This window comes from uncultured Merdimmobilis sp., assembly GCF_902471145.1.
GTDB classification, from domain to species: domain Bacteria; phylum Bacillota; class Clostridia; order Oscillospirales; family Ruminococcaceae; genus Merdimmobilis; species Merdimmobilis hominis.
In genome coordinates, this window is sequence record NZ_CABRJC010000020.1 from 12,596 (window position 1) to 31,030 (window position 18,435).

The 18,435-nt window shown below is 55.9% G+C and carries 18 protein-coding genes and 1 tRNA gene; 16 read left to right on the forward strand and 3 right to left on the reverse strand.

The annotated features are described in order from the left end of the window. Window positions 1-15: 15 nt before the first annotated feature. From RDQ42_RS08820 to RDQ42_RS08855, 8 genes are all read left to right on the forward strand, one after another. Window positions 16-1,299 carry a glycine/sarcosine/betaine reductase component B subunit gene (locus RDQ42_RS08820; protein ID WP_308588559.1) on the forward strand — a complete coding sequence of 428 codons (1,284 nt, stop codon included), beginning with the start codon at window positions 16-18 and terminating at the stop codon, window positions 1,297-1,299. Between the two features lie 22 nt (window positions 1,300-1,321). Then, window positions 1,322-2,632, forward strand: coding sequence for a glycine reductase complex selenoprotein B (gene grdB, locus RDQ42_RS08825; protein WP_308588560.1), 1,311 nt, complete (start codon window positions 1,322-1,324; stop codon window positions 2,630-2,632). 11 nt (window positions 2,633-2,643) lie between these two features. Continuing rightward, window positions 2,644-3,576 (forward strand): thioredoxin-disulfide reductase, encoded by a 933-nt coding sequence (gene trxB / locus RDQ42_RS08830; protein ID WP_054332332.1) that lies wholly within the window; start codon window positions 2,644-2,646, stop codon window positions 3,574-3,576. 36 nt (window positions 3,577-3,612) lie between these two features. After that, window positions 3,613-3,933, forward strand: coding sequence for a co-chaperone YbbN (locus tag RDQ42_RS08835; protein ID WP_054332331.1), 321 nt, complete (start codon window positions 3,613-3,615; stop codon window positions 3,931-3,933). 84 nt (window positions 3,934-4,017) lie between these two features. Further along, window positions 4,018-4,488, forward strand: a complete 471-nt coding sequence (gene grdA / locus RDQ42_RS08840; protein ID WP_082398696.1) for a glycine/sarcosine/betaine reductase complex selenoprotein A — start codon at window positions 4,018-4,020, stop codon at window positions 4,486-4,488. 184 nt (window positions 4,489-4,672) lie between these two features. Then, window positions 4,673-6,211: a glycine/sarcosine/betaine reductase complex component C subunit beta gene (gene grdC / locus RDQ42_RS08845; protein ID WP_054332329.1), complete on the forward strand. Its 1,539-nt coding sequence runs from the start codon at window positions 4,673-4,675 to the stop codon at window positions 6,209-6,211. A 12-nt stretch (window positions 6,212-6,223) separates the two neighbouring features. Continuing rightward, window positions 6,224-7,375 carry a glycine/sarcosine/betaine reductase complex component C subunit alpha gene (gene grdD / locus RDQ42_RS08850; protein WP_054332328.1) on the forward strand — a complete coding sequence of 384 codons (1,152 nt, stop codon included), beginning with the start codon at window positions 6,224-6,226 and terminating at the stop codon, window positions 7,373-7,375. 104 nt (window positions 7,376-7,479) lie between these two features. Beyond that, window positions 7,480-7,926, forward strand: a complete 447-nt coding sequence (locus tag RDQ42_RS08855; RefSeq protein ID WP_071428231.1) for a GNAT family N-acetyltransferase — start codon at window positions 7,480-7,482, stop codon at window positions 7,924-7,926. Between the two features lie 61 nt (window positions 7,927-7,987). Here RDQ42_RS08855 and RDQ42_RS08860 read toward each other — a convergent pair whose 3' ends face one another. Next, a complete protein-coding gene (locus RDQ42_RS08860) occupies window positions 7,988-9,208 on the reverse strand; it encodes a DUF401 family protein (protein WP_054332327.1) in 1,221 nt (406 codons plus the stop codon). A gap of 289 nt (window positions 9,209-9,497) precedes the next feature. Between RDQ42_RS08860 and selA the strand changes: the two genes are divergently transcribed. The 8 genes from selA to RDQ42_RS08900 all read left to right on the forward strand — a co-directional run bounded on the left by selA (window position 9,498) and on the right by RDQ42_RS08900 (window position 17,175). Beyond that, a complete protein-coding gene (selA, locus tag RDQ42_RS08865) occupies window positions 9,498-10,889 on the forward strand; it encodes an L-seryl-tRNA(Sec) selenium transferase (protein ID WP_071428230.1) in 1,392 nt (463 codons plus the stop codon). Between the two features lie 23 nt (window positions 10,890-10,912). Continuing rightward, on the forward strand, window positions 10,913-12,820 hold the full coding sequence (gene selB, locus RDQ42_RS08870) for a selenocysteine-specific translation elongation factor (protein WP_231358292.1): 1,908 nt from the start codon (window positions 10,913-10,915) through the stop codon (window positions 12,818-12,820). 103 nt (window positions 12,821-12,923) lie between these two features. Then, window positions 12,924-13,454 (forward strand): GrpB family protein, encoded by a 531-nt coding sequence (locus tag RDQ42_RS08875; RefSeq protein ID WP_231358291.1) that lies wholly within the window; start codon window positions 12,924-12,926, stop codon window positions 13,452-13,454. A 122-nt stretch (window positions 13,455-13,576) separates the two neighbouring features. Then, window positions 13,577-13,673, forward strand: a tRNA-Sec gene (locus RDQ42_RS08880). Between the two features lie 168 nt (window positions 13,674-13,841). Further along, window positions 13,842-14,840: a hypothetical protein gene (locus RDQ42_RS08885; protein WP_231358290.1), complete on the forward strand. Its 999-nt coding sequence runs from the start codon at window positions 13,842-13,844 to the stop codon at window positions 14,838-14,840. Between the two features lie 110 nt (window positions 14,841-14,950). Then, window positions 14,951-15,532, forward strand: coding sequence for an RNA polymerase sigma factor (locus RDQ42_RS08890; protein ID WP_308588561.1), 582 nt, complete (start codon window positions 14,951-14,953; stop codon window positions 15,530-15,532). Then, window positions 15,529-16,506, forward strand: a complete 978-nt coding sequence (locus RDQ42_RS08895; RefSeq protein WP_308588562.1) for a hypothetical protein — start codon at window positions 15,529-15,531, stop codon at window positions 16,504-16,506. The genes RDQ42_RS08890 and RDQ42_RS08895 overlap by 4 nt, the downstream gene beginning before the upstream one ends. Window positions 16,507-16,644: 138 nt before the next feature. After that, entirely contained in the window at window positions 16,645-17,175 is a 531-nt protein-coding gene (locus RDQ42_RS08900) for a DUF4362 domain-containing protein (protein WP_054331698.1), read from the forward strand. Between the two features lie 269 nt (window positions 17,176-17,444). On the opposite strand, the gene RDQ42_RS08905 is transcribed toward RDQ42_RS08900, so the two are convergent. Continuing rightward, a complete protein-coding gene (locus RDQ42_RS08905; protein WP_054331697.1) occupies window positions 17,445-17,900 on the reverse strand; it encodes a DIP1984 family protein in 456 nt (151 codons plus the stop codon). A 4-nt stretch (window positions 17,901-17,904) separates the two neighbouring features. Further along, window positions 17,905-18,435 (reverse strand): YibE/F family protein (locus RDQ42_RS08910; RefSeq protein WP_308588564.1); only part of this gene is annotated, 531 nt, incomplete at its 5' end.

Here is an 18,435-nt window from a genome sequence, read left to right on the forward strand (position 1 = left end):
AAGGAGGTGTTAAATTTGAGAAAATTGGAAGTCGGATACATCGATATCCATGATATTCAGTTCTCAAATGAATCCAAAGTCGAGAACGGCGTTCTGTTCGTAGACAAAGAGGCCATTAAGAAGATCGTCCTGGAGGACGAAAACATCAAATCCTGCGAAGTTGAGATCGCTCGCCCCGGCGAGAGCGTTCGCATTACCCCTGTTAAGGACGTAATCGAGCCCCGCTGCAAGGTCGAGGGTCAAGGCGGGATTTTCCCCGGCGTGATCTCCAAAGTCACCACTGTCGGCACCGGCAGAACCCACGCTCTGAGAGGTTCCGCTGTTGTCACCACCGGTAAGATCGTTGGTTTCCAGGAAGGCATCATCGATATGACCGGCGAAGGCGCCAAATACACTCCTTTCTCCAAAACCGTCAACCTGGTTCTTGTCATGAACCCCATCGACGGCCTGAAACAGCACGAGCATGAGTACGCCAACCGTATGGCTGGTCTGCGTGTCGCTGCTTACCTGGGTGAGCTGGGTAAATCTGTTGAGCCCAACGAGGTTGTCTCCTACGAGACTTACGGCGTGAAAGAGGGCATGGAGAAATACCCCAACCTGCCCCGCGTTGGCTACGTCCAGATGCTGCAGAGCCAGGGCCTGATGCACGACACCTATGTGTACGGCGTCGATGCCAAGAAGATCGTCCCCACCATCATCAACCCCACCGAGGTTATGGACGGCGCGATCCTGTCTGGTAACTGCGTATCCTCCTGCGACAAGAACCCCACTTATATCCACATGAACAACCCCGTTGTCCATGACCTGTTCGCTCAGCATGGCAAGACCATCAACTTTGTGGGCATGATCATCACCAACGAGAACGTTTACCTGGCTGATAAAGAGCGCTCCTCCAACTGGACCGCAGAGCTCTGCGAGTACCTGGATCTGGATGGCGCAATCGTTTCCCAGGAAGGCTTCGGCAACCCCGATACCGACCTGATCATGAACTGCAAGAAGATTTCCGCCAAAGGCATCAAGACCGTAATCATCACCGATGAGTACGCTGGCCGCGACGGTACTTCCCAGTCCCTGGCTGACGCTGACCCCAGCGCTGACGCTGTTGTCACCGGCGGTAACGCCAACGAGCTGATCACCCTGCCCAAGCTGGACAAAGTGATTGGCGACCTGAGCCCCGTCGATAAGATTGCCGGCGGTTTCGAGAACAACGTTCTGGAAGACGGCACCATTTTGGTTGAGCTGCAGGCTATCACCGGCGCTACCAGCGAAGTTGGTTTCAACTGCCTGAGCGCAAGATAGTAGAAAGGAGGAAGTACAACTAATGGCTAAAATTAGAGTAGTACACTACATCAACCAGTTCTTCGCCAACATCGGCGGTGAGGAAAAGGCTGATATCAAACCTGAGCTGAGAGAGGGCGTTGTAGGCCCTGGCGTAGCTTTCAATCAGGCTTTCGGCGATGAGGCTGAGATCGTTGCCACTGTTATCTGCGGTGACTCCTACTTCAACGAGAACCTGGAAGAAGCCAAAAAGACCGTTATCGACATGGTTAAATCCCAGAACGCTGACATGTTCCTGGCTGGTCCTGCTTTCAACGCTGGCCGTTATGGCGTCGCTTGCGGCACCATCGCTGACGCTGTCAAAAAAGAGCTGGGCATCCCTGTCCTGACCGGTATGTACGTTGAGAACCCCGGCGCAGACATGTTCAAAAACTCCGTTTACATCGTCGCCACCAAAAACAGCGCTGCTGGCATGAGAGATGCTGTCAAGAAGATGGCTCCCCTCGCCCTGAAGCTGGCTAAAGGTGAGAAGATCGGTGCTTCCGCTGAGGAAGGTTATATGCCCAACGGCGTCCGGAAGAACTTCTTCGACACCAAGAGAGGTTCCGCCCGCGCTATCGACATGCTGCTGAAGAAACTGGCTGGCAAAGAGTTCGTCACCGAGTTCCCCATGCCTGACTTCGACCGTGTTGCTCCCAACCCCGCTGTCAAGGACATCGCCCATGCTACCATCGCTCTGGTAACCTCTGGCGGTATCGTCCCCAAAGGCAACCCCGATCACATCGAGTCCTCCTCTGCTTCCAAATACGGCAAGTATGACATTGAGGGCGTTATGGATCTGACTGCCGACACTTACGAGACCGCTCACGGCGGCTACGACCCTGTCTACGCCAACGAGGATGCTGACCGCGTCCTGCCTGTTGACATTCTCAGAGAGTATGAGAAAGAGGGCAAGATCGGCAAGCTGCACAGATACTTCTACACCACCGTTGGTAACGGTACCGCTGTTAAGAGCGCCAAGGGCTTCGCAGATGAGTTCTCCAAAGAGCTGAAGGATGCCAATGTTGACGCGGTTATCCTCACATCGACCTGAGGCACCTGTACTCGTTGCGGTGCAACGATGGTTAAAGAGATTGAGCGCGCTGGTATCCCGGTCGTTCATATCTGCACAGTTACCCCCATCTCCATGACTGTTGGCGCTAACAGAATTGTTCCCGCCATTGCTATCCCCCATCCTCTGGGCAACCCTGCTCTGACTCTTGAGGAGGAGAAAGCTATCCGCAGAAGAATTCTTGACACTGCACTGAAAGCCCTTTCCACCGAGGTTACTGAGCAGACTATTTTTGAAAACTAGTAGGTGTGAATATGGAAAAAATTTATGATGTCATTATTATCGGCGCGGGTCCTGCTGGACTCGCCGCCGGTAGCTACGCTGGCCGCGCCAGAATGGATACCCTGATTATCGAGAAGGATAAAGACGGCGGCCAAATCGTCATCACTGCTGAGATTGAGAACTATCCCGGCGGCGTAGACGAGGAATCCGGCCCCTCCCTGATCGGCAGAATGGCTAAACAGGCTGAGCATTTCGGCGCCCAGAAGGTGAAAGACACCATCGTGGACGTTGAGCTGGAGGGTGATGTCAAACACCTGAAGGGCCTGAAGGGCGATTACTACGGCAAGACCGTCATCATCGCCACCGGCGCTCATCCCAAGCCCATTGGCTGCCCCGGTGAAAAAGAGTTCACCGGTAAAGGCGTATCTTACTGCGCTACCTGCGATGGCTCGTTCTTTGAGGACTTTGACATCTACGTGGTCGGCGGCGGTGACTCCGCTGTGGAAGAGGCTATGTACCTGACCAAGTTTGGCCGTCAGGTGACTCTGATCCACAGACGTGACCAGCTGCGCGCTGCAAAATCCATCCAGGAGAAAGCATTTGCCAATCCTAAGATGAAGTTTATGTGGAACACTACTGTTGAAGAGCTCAAAGGCGATGGCATCCTGACCTCCATGGTCGTGAAGGATACTGTCACCGGCGAGACCCGCGAGATCGTTGCCAACGAAGAGGACGGCACCTTTGGCGTGTTCGTGTTCATCGGCTTCGAGCCTCACGGCGAACTGTTCGAGGGCAAGGTTGAAATGAAGAACGGTTATATTGTGACCGATGACAACATGAAGACCAACATCCCCGGCGTATTCGCCGCTGGCGATATCCGTGTGAAGAGCCTGAGACAGGTCGTCACCGCTGCTGCGGACGGTGCTATTGCTGCCACCCAGGCGGAGAAATACATCGAGGGTTAATCACCGATTCCACTGAAATGAAAAGGAGTGTTTCCCATGCTCGATCTGACCAAAGATAATTTTAACGCTGAAGTTCTGGAGTACAAAGACGGCTACGTATTTGTTGACTTCTATGGCGATGGCTGCGTTCCCTGCGCTGCTCTGATGCCTTTTGTCCATGCTTGCGCTGATAAATACGGCGACAAGATCAAATTCTGCTCCTTGAACACCACCAAGGCCCGCAGACTGGCCATTGGCCAGAAGATCCTGGGTCTGCCTGTTATGGCGATCTACAAGGATGGCGAGAAGATCGACGAGGTCGTCAAAGAGGAGGCCACTGAGGCTTCCATCGAGGCCATGATTCAGAAATATCTGTAATCGTCCCCTCTCCCCTATTTCTATTCTGTATTAAGCGGTTTCATCCGTTTAATAAATAAAAATTCTAAAAAGGAGGTAGCTTTCATGAGCATTTTGAATGGCAAAAAAGTCATCATCATTGGCGACCGTGACGGCGTTCCCGGACCCGCTATTGAAGAATGCGTGAAAACTGCCGGCGCAGACGTCGTCTACTCTGCCACTGAGTGCTTCGTCTGAACCGCCGCAGGTGCAATGGATCTTGAGAATCAGAAGAGAGTCAAAGACTTCGCTGATCAGTACGGCCCCGAGAACATCGTTGTGATGTTGGGTGCCGCTGAGAGCGAGGCTTCCGGTCTGGCAGCTGAAACTGTCACCGCCGGTGACCCCACTTTCGCAGGTCCGTTGACAAATGTCCAGTTGGGACTTAAGGTTTATCACATTTGCGAGCCCGAGATCAAAGCCGAAGTCAACGCGGATGTGTATGACGAGCAGGTTGGTATGATGGAGATGGTTATGGATATCGATTCTATCTGTGAAGAGATGAACAATATCCGTAGCGAATACTGCAAATACTAATAGCTGAATGACATGAGAATGGTGATGTGGTGAGAATATCACCGCATCACCATTTTTCATATCATGCGCTGCTGATCCTTTTTGGAAAAATGCGCGGCAAAAGCCCTTTACAAAAGTTTTTATTGCTTTTGCTGCCAACCTTTCGTATAATGAAGACAAATCAAAAAAGAGAGGTAATCAGCCAATGAACAGTGTTATTAAAGGCGCGGGTTATATCCTGGCATTCACCCCTGATATGGTGATGCAGAACGGCACCACCCAGACCACTGAAAAGATTGTCAACCCCGATTCCGAGTACCTGAAAAAGGTTCCCGAGCATCTGCGTTCCTACGAGGAAGTCCTCGCTTATATGCCCAACCAGACCTACATCGGCAACATGACCCCCGATGAGCTGGCTACCTATGAGCAGCCCTGGTACGACAAAAAGGCCCCTGTCTGCGACCGCTATGGCAAATACGGTGAAATCATGCCCCAGGATGAATTCCTGATGCTGATGCAGATCTGCGACGTGTTTGATCTGTGCCACCTGGAGAAATCCTTTGTCGCCGCTGTCAAACCCAAGGCTGAAGCCCATCCTCTGTACACCGAGGACATGATCGCCAAGATCAAAGACGGTGTTGAGCTGAGCGAGATTGAGCACTTTGTCAACGACGAGCACGCTGAGCCCCTGTATCATGAGGGCAAACTGGTGGGCTATGTGAAGAGAGCTCACGATGTGGACACCAACCTCTCCGCCCATGTCATCCATGAAAACCTGGTTTCCAAAGCTTCCTGCGTCCTCTCCCTGCTGCACCTGATCAAAGCTACCGGCATCAACAAAGATGAGGTGGACTATGTGATCGACTGCGCCGAGGAGGCCTGCGGTGATATGAACCAGCGCGGCGGCGGCAACTTCGCCAAAGCTGCTGCTGAGGTTGTTGGCCTGACCAGCGCTTCCGGTTCGGATGTCCGCGCTTTCTGCGCCGCCCCCACCCATGCCATGATCGAGGCTGCTGCCCTGGTTAAATCCGGTACCTACAAAAACGTTGTCGTCTGCGCCGGCGGCTGCACCGCTAAACTGGGCATGAACGGCAAAGACCATGTCAAAAAGGACATGCCTATCCTGGAGGATATGATCGGCGGCTTTGCTGTGCTGGTCAGCGAGAACGATGGCGTCAGCCCCGAAATCGCCTCCGATATGTGCGGCAGACACACTGTCGGCACCGGTTCTTCTCCCCAAGCGGTCATCACCTCCCTGGTTGCCACTCCCCTGGACAACCACGGCCTGAAGATTCCGGACATCGACAAGTACTCCCCCGAGATGCAGAACCCCGATATCACCAAACCCGCTGGTGCCGGCGACGTGCCTCTGGCCAACTACAAAATGATCGCTGCTCTGGCTGTCAAACGCGGCGAGCTGCAGAAAGCCGACATCGCCAATTTTGCCACTGAGCACGGTCTGGTCGGTTGGGCTCCCACCCAGGGCCATATCCCCTCCGGTGTTCCCGCTGTCGGACCTCTGTGCGACATGATCAAGGAAGGCAAGATCAACAACGCTATGATCATCGGTAAGGGCTCCCTGTTCCTGGGCCGTATGACCAACCTGTTTGACGGCGTTTCCTTCATCATCCAGAAGAACAGCGGCAAAGCTGAGGAATCCTCCGTTTCCGAGGAGCAGATCAAGAGCCTGATCGCCAAGGCGATGAAGGATTTCGCTTCCACCCTGATTGCTGACGCAGAATAGTGAGGTAGAGAGATGGCAAATGTAGAAAAGATCATCGCTCAGACCTTCATGGACATTGCGACTGGTCTGGAGACCGGCTCCTTCGGCAGCCGTCCCCGGATCGCCGTGACCGGCCTGGGCAGTGAGCATGGCGAAGCCAACGCTGTTGAGGCCTGCCTGTTGGCCGCAGACCGGGGTGTCGATGTCACCCTGATCGGCACTGCTGAGAGCGATAAGTTCAACACCTGCAAGGTCTCGGATGAAGACGAGATGTACAAAGAGATGGAGAAGCTGCTGGATAGCGGCGCCATCGATGGTTGTGTCACTATGCACTACCCCTTCCCCATCGGTGTTTCCACCGTCGGCCGTGTGGTCACCCCCGGTAAAGGCAAACAGATGTATATTGCCACCACCACCGGCACTTCCTCCGCAGAGCGGATTGAGGCCATGATCAAAAATGCGATCTACGGCATCATCACTGCTAAAGCCTGCGGTATCAAAGAGCCCACCGTGGGCATCCTCAATGTGGATGGCGCCAGACAGTGCGAGGGCGCTCTGAAAGAGCTCCAAGCCAATGGCTATGATATCCATTTTGCCGAGTCCTCCAGAGCGGACGGCGGCTGCGTCATGAGAGGCAACGACCTGCTGGTCGGCGCTTGCGACGTCATGGTCACCGATTCCCTGACCGGCAATATCCTGATGAAGATGATGTCCTCCTACACCACCGGCGGCAGCTACGAAGCCATGGGTTATGGCTACGGCCCCGGCATTGGTGAGGGGTACGAGAGACTGGTCCTCATCGTTTCCCGCGCTTCCGGCGCACCTGTCCTGGCCAACGCTATGGAGTATGCATCCCAGTTGGTCAAAGGCAATTACAAAGAGATCGCCAAGAAAGAGTTTGCCGCCGCCCACAAGGCTGGCCTGAACAAGGTCATCGAGGCCCGCAAACCCAAGAAAGCCGCCGCAGAGGATACCGCTGAGGTTGTCGCTCCTCCCAAAGAGGTCGTCACCTCCCAGCTGTCCGGCATCGAGATCATGGATCTTGAGGACGCCGTCAAGGCCCTGTGGAAGGTTGGCGTATACGCCGAGAGCGGCATGGGTTGCACTGGCCCAATCATCCTGGTCTCTGAAGCCAACCATGACAAAGCTGCAGAGGCTCTGAAAGCCGCTGGTTACATCCAGTAAGCAAACAATTTTTCACCCAAAAATCCCGCGTTCCGGGTGCAATAGAAAAGGGGTTGGAAGCCGCGGCTCCAGCCCCTTTCTTTTTTAGTTTGGGAGGAGGATCTATGGAATTTCACACCCTATCAATCGACCAGCTCTCCCCCAGTTTTTGGGAGCTCCTCCTGCTGGCCGACCCCTGCCGGGAGATGGTTCTGCGCTACCTGGAGGAAGGGGAGCTCCACAGCCTCACCCTCCACGGGGAACTGGCCGCCGAGGCGGTGGTCCTTCCCCTCTCCCCCACCCTATGCGAGCTGAAAAATCTGGCTGTACGGGAGGATTTGCAGGGCAAGGGGCTGGGCTCCGCCTTGGTAAATCACTTGGCGGCACTCTACCAGGGCAGGTTCCAGGAGATGCAGGTGGGGACCAGCGACAACGGGGTCCCCTTCTACCGGCGTCTTGGGTTCCTGCCCAGCCATGTGGTTGCCAACTTCTTCGTGGACAACTACCCCGAACCCATCTTCGACGGGGGCCAGCAGTGCGTGGACATGGTTTACCTCAAGCGGGCGCTGTAACACCCTATAAAAATCCCCCGGAGACTTATTAAGTCTCCGGGGGATTTTTTCAAATGGGCCGCTACATCATGACAAAGCCCATCACGGCAAACAGGAGGACAGTGCCCACTCCCAGCATAACGCCGTAGGTGCGGTACTCCTTGTAAATCTCGCCGGTGCTGACCTTCAAGTATTCGTTGGTGAAAACCTGGCACAGGTGCAAAGGAGAGAAGAAGTAGCCGAAGTAAGCGCCCACAAACACCACAAAGGTGAGGTACAACGAGGTGGCATGGGGAACAGAAAGCAGCGCAACCAAGGGGAGCACAATGCCCATGGCGGCGTTGGAAAGGCCGGTGATCGCACCGAAGAAAGCAGCGCCTAGGCCCAGGACAATGGCTGCCGTCCAGCCCCCGCTGCCAAGGCCGCCGGTGATAATCTCCATCAAGCCGTCCAGGGAGGAAATGCAGCTTTGCAAAACCAACACGCCTGCCACAGTGAAGACCACATTGAAGTTGATGGAATCCTTGAAGTTTTTCAGGAAGTCCTTCTTGTCGCAGATGAGGTATGTAATGCCGATACCCACCAGGATGCACAGGTACAGAGGGATACCGGTGACGATGTTGAGCAGGATGCTGACATAGATGGGCGACAGGTTGAGGAAGAAGCTTTTGACGCTCTCCCCCGCTGCAGCCTTTTTCACCCGCTTTTCGCATTTGACCGGCCGCAGGAAGCAGTAATACCCACATATAAAGTTGAGGATCATAAAGAAGAGGTTGAGGCCAATCAGCTCATAGAGCCCGATCTCCGGGTTCATGGAGATGGCCAGCAGTACCGAGGTGGAGAAGGGCATACACATCATGGCCACATGGCGGAATACCAGGTTGATGGCCGCTTTCCGGGGCTGGCTGATGCCGATTTGATCGCCTACGCTGTCCACAAAAGGTGCGGAGAGGATGGCGCCCCCTGGCATGACCAACAAGCCGATGATGGCGGGGATGAGCATGATCACCACTTTTGTGTTGGGGATAATATCCTGCATGCTGTCCACAACCTTGGTCAGGATGCCATACCGGCCACACAGCCCCCCCAGGATGCTGACGGTGAACACAACCAAAAGGGTGGTGATATTCTTTTCGCTGGTGAAGGTGGTTTTGATCACGTTGAACACGGTGAGAGGGGCGATGCCCGCCACCACGCACAACGTCGCTGAGGTGATCAGCATGGTCACGCCAAAATTGACATTTTTCCGCAGCAATATCAGCATCAAGCCGAAGGCCAGAGCCACTGCCAACAATTCTCTCATAGAAACTCCTTTCTGGGGCGGTGTGCCCCCCGACCGGTTAATAAAATGGCATAAAATTGTGACTGAATTGTTAATTTTATTATACCCGACCAGGAAAGAATTGACAAGCCCTCCCCCGTTGTTTTGAAAAAGGAGCTGCCAATCCAGCCCTCCTTTGCGCCCTTTGGCGATTTTTTGTGGGAATTGTGGACATCCCCCGCAGGATTTACTATAATAACTATGTATGCAAACCCCAATGATTTCAGCCCATGCGGCTTTGCAATTTCGACGACAAAAGGAGTTTTTTGCCATGGCAGCCAACACAGCTTTGCTACGCACTATCCCCAAAGTGGATGAGGTCCTCGCCAGCCCACTCTTCGACCCAGAGCAGCAGCTCTCCCATTCGGTGGCGGTGGAAGCCATCCGCGCCGTATTGGAGGAAACCCGGGAGGCCATCCTGGCCGGAAGCTTGACCGAAGCCCCTACGGTGGACGGGGTCGCCCTGGCCGCGGCGGAACGGGTCCGCTCCCATTCGGTGATGAGCCTGCGGCGGCTAATCAACGGCACCGGCATCGTGCTGCACACCAACCTGGGCCGGGCCCGCCTGGGGGAAAAGGTCACCCAGGCGGTCTGCGATGTGGCCATGGGCTACTCCACATTGGAATATGACGTGGCTGCCGGCCGCCGGGGCAGCCGGTACTCCCACATTGAGGAGCTGGTGACCCGGCTCACCGGGGCGGAGAGCGCCCTGGTGGTCAACAACAACGCCGCCGCCGTCATGCTGATCTTGGGGGCTATGACCAAGGGCAAGGAAGTGGTCATCTCCCGGGGGGAGCTGGTGGAAATCGGCGGTTCCTTCCGGGTGCCGGAGATTATGGAGCAGAGCGGCAGCATCCTGGTGGAGGTGGGCTCCACCAACAAGACCCATCTGTCCGACTATGAGAAGGCCATCACCGAAAACACCGGCGCCTTTCTCAAAGTCCACACCAGCAACTTCCGCATCTTGGGCTTTACCGAGAGCGTCCCCACCAAGGACATGGTGGAGGTTGCCCACGCCCATGGCCTGCCGGTCATCCACGACCTGGGCAGCGGGGTGTTCGTCAACCTGGAACAGTTCGGAATCCTGGACGAGCCCACGGTGCAACAGTGCTTGGACGCCGGGGTGGATGTCCTCTCCTTCAGCGGGGACAAGCTGCTAGGCGGCCCTCAGGCGGGCATCATCATCGGCAAAAAGAAGTACATCGACCAGATGAAAAAACATCCCCTCACCCGTGCCCTGCGGGTGGATAAAATGACCCTGGCCGCCCTGGAAGCCACCCTGCGGCTCTATTTGGATCCCCGGGACGCCATGGAGGAGATCCCCACCCTCAAGATGCTGGCAGTCACCCTGGAACAGCTGGAGGCCAAGGCCAACCGCCTGCGGGATGCCATCGCCGCCAAAACCAGCGGCTGTGCCCTCTCGGTGATCGAGGAGCTGGGCCAGGTAGGCGGCGGTTCGGTCCCCACCCAGATGCTCAAAAGCCGGGTTGTGGCCATCGTCCCCTCCGCCATCTCGGTGATGGAGCTGGAGAAACGGCTGCGGGCCTGCCCGGTGCCGGTCATCGGCCGGATCAACAAAGACCAATACCTCCTGGATGTGCGCACCATCGAGGAATCGGATTTTGACCTGGTGGCAGAGAACATCGCCGCCTGCGTCCAATAGGGATAGAGAAGCGAGGAGTTTCCATGAAAAACTATATCATCGGCACCGCCGGCCACGTGGACCACGGCAAGACCATGCTCATCAAGGCCTTGACCGGCATCGACACCGACCGGCTGAAGGAAGAAAAAAAACGGGGCATCACCATCGAACTGGGATTCGCCCACATCACCCTGCCCCATGGGGAACAGGCGGGCATCATCGACGTGCCCGGCCATGAAAAATTTGTGAAAAACATGCTGGCCGGGGCCGGCGGCATCGACCTGGTGCTGCTGGTAGTGGCCGCCGACGAGGGCTTTATGCCCCAGACCCGGGAGCATTTGGGTATCCTCTCCCTGCTGGGCATCCAAAACGGCATCATCGTGCTGACCAAAACCGACATGGTGGACGAGGAGTGGCTGGAGGTGGTCAAGGAGGATATCCGCAGCGAGGTCCAGGGCAGCTTTTTGGCTGACGCTCCCATTGTCCCGGTCTCTGCCTACACCGGCGACGGCATCGAGGGGCTGCGCCTTCTCATCGAAGAAAAGCTCCAGGCTGTGCAGCAGAAAAACACCTCCAAACCCTTCCGCATCCCCGTGGACCGTGTCTTCTCGGTGGACGGCTTCGGCACCGTCATCACCGGCACCCTCATTGAGGGCACGGTGACCGAGGGGGACGAGGTTATGATCTACCCCGGGGAAAAGCTGACCAAGGTGCGCAACCTCCAGGTCCACAACCAAACCGTTTCTACCGCCTATGCGGGGCAGCGGGTGGCGGTCAACCTGGCCAACATCAAAAAATCCGAGGTGGAGCGGGGCGATACCTTGGCGGTACCCAGTTCGATGCAGAATTCCCTGATGCTGGATGTCAAGCTCTCCATCCTCAAGGAATGCCAGCGGGAAATTGAAAACGGTTCCCGCCTCCACCTGTACTTAGGCTCCCGGGATGTGCTCTGCAAACTGGTGCTGCTGGACGACCGGGAACAGCTCACCGCCCAGGAGAGCGGCTACGCCCAGCTGCGGCTCACCGACCCCATCGCCGTGAAGCGGGGGGATCATTTTGTGGTGCGGTTCTACTCCCCCATTGAGACGGTGGGCGGCGGTGTGGTGCTGGACCCGGCCCCCGAGAGGCACAAACGCAGCGACCCCGCTGTGCTGGAAAGTCTGGCCATCAAGGAAAAGGGCTCCCTAGAGGACACCATCCGCCAGGCGGTGCTGGAGGGAAGCCCCAAATTCCGGCCTTTGGACGCGGTACGGGAGAGTTTGGACATCCCCCAAGAAGAATTCGCGGCCCAGGTCAAACTGCTGGAGGAGGCTGGGGAGCTCATCCCCATCACTGGCAAGCTGGACCTCCATCGGGACTATCTCGCCACCCTGCAAGGCCAGCTAACCCGCATTTTGGAGGAGTACCACAAGTCCAACCCCCTGCAAGCCGGCATGCGAAAAGACGAGCTGCGCAGCCGCTTCCTCCCCGGCCGGGAGATCGCCCTGTGCGACAAAATCCTGGATTGGATGGAGGGCCAGGGCCACATCCGGTACGCAGGCCAAAAGGTCGCCCTCTCCACCTTCACCGTCAGCTACAGCGAAAGCCACAAGCGGCTTTCCGACAAAATTGAGAAAATCTATCTGGACAGCGGCCTTGCCTCCCCTGCCACCGACGAGGTAGCCAAGCAATTCGCCAAGGAAAAGGAGACCTTCAAACAGGTGATGGAGGCCCTTCAGGACGATGGCACAGTGATTGCCCTCAGCCCCCAGATCGCTATCCACCGCAACTATTATGATCAGGCCTTTGCTGCCTTCCAGAAGCTTCTGGAGGCGAACGGACAGGTCTCCTTGGGCGAGTTCCGTGACGCCATTGAAACCAGCCGCAAATATGCGGTGGCCCTCCTGGAATACTGGGACCGCAAAGGCATCACCAAAAAGGTGGGCGACGCCCGGGTGCTGATTCAAAAATAATCGATTTCCATTTGGGAGGGGGACTTCCCCTCCCATTTTTACAGTGCTTCTTTGCAGGAATCCGCCATCCTGCTGCCATCATCTCAACGAGGAGGTCCTTTTCATGTTGGTCACCGTCGTTCCCTACAACCCTCAGTGGCCCCAGCTCTTCGAGGAGGAGGCCAAATCCCTTCGCGCCCTGCTGGGGGAAAATCTGGTCGCCCTCTTTCATATTGGGAGCACATCCGTCCCTGGCCTTGCCGCAAAACCCATCATCGACATCCTGCCGGTGGTACAGGATATCGATGCTCTGGATGCCCTGACCCCCCAGTTTGCAGAACTGGGCTATGAGGCCATGGGGGAGTTCGGTCTGCCCGGCCGGCGGTATTTCCGCAAAGGCGGGGAAAACCGCACCCATCAAATCCACGCCTTCCAGTATGACAACCTGGGGGAGATTGGCCGCCACCTCGCCTTCCGGGATTATCTGCGGGCCCACCCCGGTGCCCGGGATTCCTATGCCGCCTTAAAAATTCAGCTGGCATCCCAGTTCCCCGCCGACATTGACGGCTACTGCGACGGCAAGGATGCCTTTGTAAAGGAGATGGAACGCTCCGCGCTCCTTTGGCAATGGAAGAGGTTAGCGTCCCATCCATGATGAATTTTTTGGCGCACCTCCCCTATTTTCTGCTTATTTTCCCGTTTCTGTGAAAAAACAGTTGCTTCTTGCGTATATTTGTGGTAGAATATCAAAACGTAAGCAAAGCACCCGCTGTATATGGGAGTAGATGGGTGCTGGTGTGCCCCCTGGTCTTCAAAACCAGTGATAGTGGTGAACAGCTGCTTAGGTGGGTTCGATTCCCACATACTCCCGCCAATGACCCGTAGGAACAAAAAGTTTCTGCGGGTCTTTTTTTGATATATCCTCCCCCTTTCCACAAAAATGTGAAAAAAATTTTATTCTTTGCGATAAAACACCCCCCTTCTTTGTTAATGGGTTGAAAGAGGTCGAAGAGACCCAATCTACTGCAAAGGAGTTTTTGCTATGACAACCACAAAACACAACTGGCTTATGGCCGGCCTGACTCTATCCGCAGCCGCCCTTGTAGCAGCTGGAGCTGCCTTCTACTTCCTCTCCCCCGCCCAGCGCATCGCCCTGGACGTCAACCCCAGCATCGAGCTGGAAACCACCCGGCTGGAGAAAGTAAGCAAGATTATCCCCCTCAACGATGACGCCAAAAAACTGCTGGAAGGGTACACCCCCAAGGACAATGACCTGGACGACGTTCTTGAAGATCTGGTCGACCGGATGATGGAACAGGGATACCTTGCCAATGAGAAGAAAAATGATGTCCTCATCACAGTGGACGATCGGGGCGCTTCCCAAAAGACGTTGGACAAGGTAAACAAAAAAGTCGCCCAATACATTGCTGAAAAACAGTTGGATGCAGATGTCCACGCACAAAAAATTGACATGGACCGGTATGACAAAGAGGCCCAAAAATGGAAAGTCTCCTCTGGCAAGATGTCGGTGATCGACCGCCTGCTCCAGAAAGACCCGACCCTCACCCCAGAACACCTGGCCGATACCCGGATCAGCGACCTGGTGGATTACGCCAAAGAGCACAACATCCCTCTGGATCTGCTGGAGGACCGTCTGGACGATTTGGAGGACCAATATCATGACGGCCATTTGGATCAGCTGGAAGACCAGCTGGATGATCGGGATGACATCCACGACCTCGACGATGATGACAAGGATGACCGGGATGACATCCACGACTCCGACGATGATGACGACAAGGATAACCGGGATGACATCCACGACCCTGACGATGATGACGACAAGGATGATCGGGATGACATCCACGACCCCGACGATGACGACAAGGATGATCGGGATGACATCCACGACCCCGACGATGATGACGACAAGGATGACCGGGATGACATCCACGACTCCGACGATGATGACAAGGATGACCGGGATGACATCCACGACCCCGACGATGATGACGACAAGGATAACCGGGATGACGACTAAGAAAAGGCTGAATCGGGGTGGGGGGATCCTCCACTCCGATTCTTCCATTGCCTTTTTTGCTCCCATAGGGTAGAATAAGGGCAGAATGCCACATCGAGGAGGGATTACATATGCTGCTGTTCTGCGCGGTACAAGGAACCTACTCCCCTCGCCGTACAACCCTGCCGGAGATTGACGACTCCCTGCTGATCCGCGTCGGAGAGGATGACCGGGATGCCTTTGAAGAGCTGTACCGCAAATCCGGGCGGGCAGTTTACGCCTTTGCCCTCTCCCTCCTCAAAAATCCCGACGACACCCAGGATATCGTCCAGGAGACCTTTCTCAAAATCCGAGGGGCGGCCCACTTGTACCGCCCCATGGGCAAACCTATGGCGTGGATACTCACCATCGCCCGCAATCTATGCAACAGCAGACTGCGCCAATCCGCCCTCTCTGTGGAAGATTGCAAAATGGAGGATTCCCTCCAATTTTCCTATGTCACCGACCCCACCGACCGGCTGGTGCTGGAATCCGCCCTTCGAATCCTGGGGGAGGAAGAGCGGCAGATCCTCCTCCTCCACTGTGTGGCGGGGATGAAACATCGGGAGATTGCCCAAGACCTTGGAATGCCCCTTTCCACTGTTCTATCCCGCTACAACCGCTCGCTGAAAAAGCTGCGAACCCATCTCACTGCCCAGGGGGTGCTGTCATGAACAAACGTGAAATTCCGGCTGCACTGCGCCGGGCGGCAGAGCAACTACCTATGCCCCATTCCCAAGAACTGTGGGAAATGCCGGTGAGCAAACAGACAGAACTGGACTATATCACCGCTCAAGAGCTTCCCCAAGCTCCAGCCCGGAGGCGCGCCTTTATCCCTGCCTTGACCTGCTGTATTGTCCTCCTGTTTTTTGGCTGGTTTTGGCAGTACCGGATGGTGGAGACCACCGTCTTTTTGGATGTCAATCCCAGCATCCAGATCACCGCCAACCGGCGGGATCGAGTTCTGGAGGTGACGGGCCTCAATGCGGATGGCCGCAGCTTGATCGAGGGCCAGGTGTTCTCTGGCCTACCCCTTCCCACTGTGCTGGGGCAGCTGGCGGATACCCTCGCCCAAAGGAACTACCTCACCCCAGAAAAGAGCACCGTTCTCCTCACGGTGCAGAGCAGACGGCAGAGCCATGTCCAAGAGTTGGAATCCCTCCTTTCCAGCTCCATTCAGTCGGCGCTGGAACCTCGGAAAATCGCCCCTGCCATCATCCTTCAAACCTATGAAGAGGATGCCAGCCTACAGCAGGCAGCATCCCAGCAGCAGGTTTCTCCGGGCAAAATGCAGTACATCCGCCAAATACTGGAGGAAGAGGACGATTATTCCCTGGAGGAGTTGGCTTCTATGAGTTTAGAGGACCTCCGGCGGCTGGCACAGAAGGAGGCGGGCGACGACTGGGAAGAGGATGACGATCTAGAAGAGGAAGATCGGGAAGACTGGGATTCTGAAGACCAGGAAGACGATTGGCATGCCTCCCAATCCGAAAAGGACACAGATGACGGCGGCCAGGAGGACGAGGACAGCGACCGCTCTGATGACCTGGAAGAGGAAGACGACCCCGATGAAGAGATCCCCAGTGGAGAGGATGACGGGGAGGAAGATGAAGATCCCGACGATTCCGAAGAAGGAGACGATAATTGACAGAAACATGGCGGACCTGTACTGGGTCTGCCATGTCGGCTTTTCCCGGGCCTTTTGAGACTTTCTCCCTCTGCGAGGCAGGAATTTGCCCTCTTTTTTCCACTAAGTAAGTAGAACATGTGAAAAGGAGGTCTTGTCATGCAGAAGATCCTTATAGCTGCCCTATGCCTGTCCCTATTCCTGGCCGGCTGTTCTGGAAACGGGCTGGGTTCCAGTTCCAATCCCGATTCTTCCAGTGCGAGTTCCCAGTCCGCCCCAGAGGAGGTGCTAGACTGCGGGGAATACATTGACGGAAATACCGGAGAAGTCCTGGATACCGCGCCCCTCATCCAATTTGCCGCCGCCGCCCAGGAGGGAAAAGCCGCCAAGGTTTACATCCAAAAAACCACGGCGGAAGGCGACCCCATCGGGTACACCCTAACCTACCAGGATGGGGTATACACTCTGTTGGTGGATTCCCGGGCCGACCAGTTTGCCGCGGAGGAAGACCGTAAAATCTCCGAGTACACCTACTCCAACTTGGTGACCTTCCCCTCCCCCGGCGGGGTAGACGGCGATCTCACCTTCACCGAATGGTGGTTGACGGACAACCCAGAACTGACCGCTGAAACCGCTTGGGAAGAGGAATCTGCGGGATTCCTTCTGCTGGCGACCCGTTCCAACGGTTAATTGGCGCAAAAAACCAACCGGAGGGGAGGCTATGGCCTCCCCTCCGGTTTTCTGTTTCTATGCTGTTGTATCCCCAATCCCGCCCTCACGTCAAAGGCCAGCGCCGCGGTTGTAACAGTGCATCCTACCCATTGCCCATGTGCCCTGTGCTGGGTGTGACAATGCTTTTGGGGAATCGAACCCCAGCGGACCCCGCACGCTTATACCAATCCGGCTCATTCTCAGCCGGGGGAGATGGCGCCCACTCCTTTGACGCTACCACAATCCGACTATTCCATCAAATTAGTAGTCCAGTTGAGGGCCTGGATGGCAGAATCCAGTTCCCGCAGCTCTTTGGAGAGCCCATCCACCTGCTTCTGCATCTTCGCCACCGATACGGTGCTCTTTATCTTGATCTCCGAGCGGGTGGCCCGGCTGACGGTGGCGCTTGCACTCTGCAAAAAGCTGCGCAGCACCCCAATTTTCCGGGTCAGGCAGTCCCGCCTGGCCAAAAGCTGGGTCATGGTATGCCCTTCCTGGATGGTTTGGCTGTTGGTCCAGTTGATCTTGCTCATCAGTTCCTCCAGCCGGGAGAAAAGGCCGTCCAGTTCCGCCAGAAGGTCCTCCGGGCGCTCTGCGGGCTCTTCCCCCTCCTGGACTTTGGCGTTGTCTATGAGCCGGCTTTCCAGCTGGGCGATCCGCCGCTGGATGTCCGCCCGCTCGTTCAATGCTTCTGCCAATTTCATGGATTTATTCCCCTTTCTGTTCACTGGCCCCACTGGCCAATCTTTTCTTCACAATCGCCTGATGAACCAGGCCAGTCACAATGGTGGCTACCGGGACAGTGCACAAAATGCCGATGCTCCCCGCGATGGACTGGAGCACCTCCACCGCCACCATCTCCCGGTTGATCACCGAGGCAAGGCTGGAGTTGTGGGCCATCAGCAGCAGAATCTCATGGAGGCAGCTGCCCACATAGGCCAGTACCAGGGTGTTGGCCATGGTTCCCATGATATCCCGCCCGATGTTGAGGCCGGAGGTGACCACCTGGGAAAAGCTCAGATCCGGGTTGTGGAGGAGAAGCTCCTCCAAGGAGGAGGAGATGCTCATGGCCACATCCATCACCGCACCCAAGGCCCCGATGACAATGGCCGAGAAGATCAGCCCTTTTAAATCGATGGGGGTGACTGGGTTGATGTACATGACAAAGGAAGAGTCCTCATTGATGAGGCCGGAAATTTTCATCAGGTTCTGCATGACCACCGTGATGAGGCCGGCCAC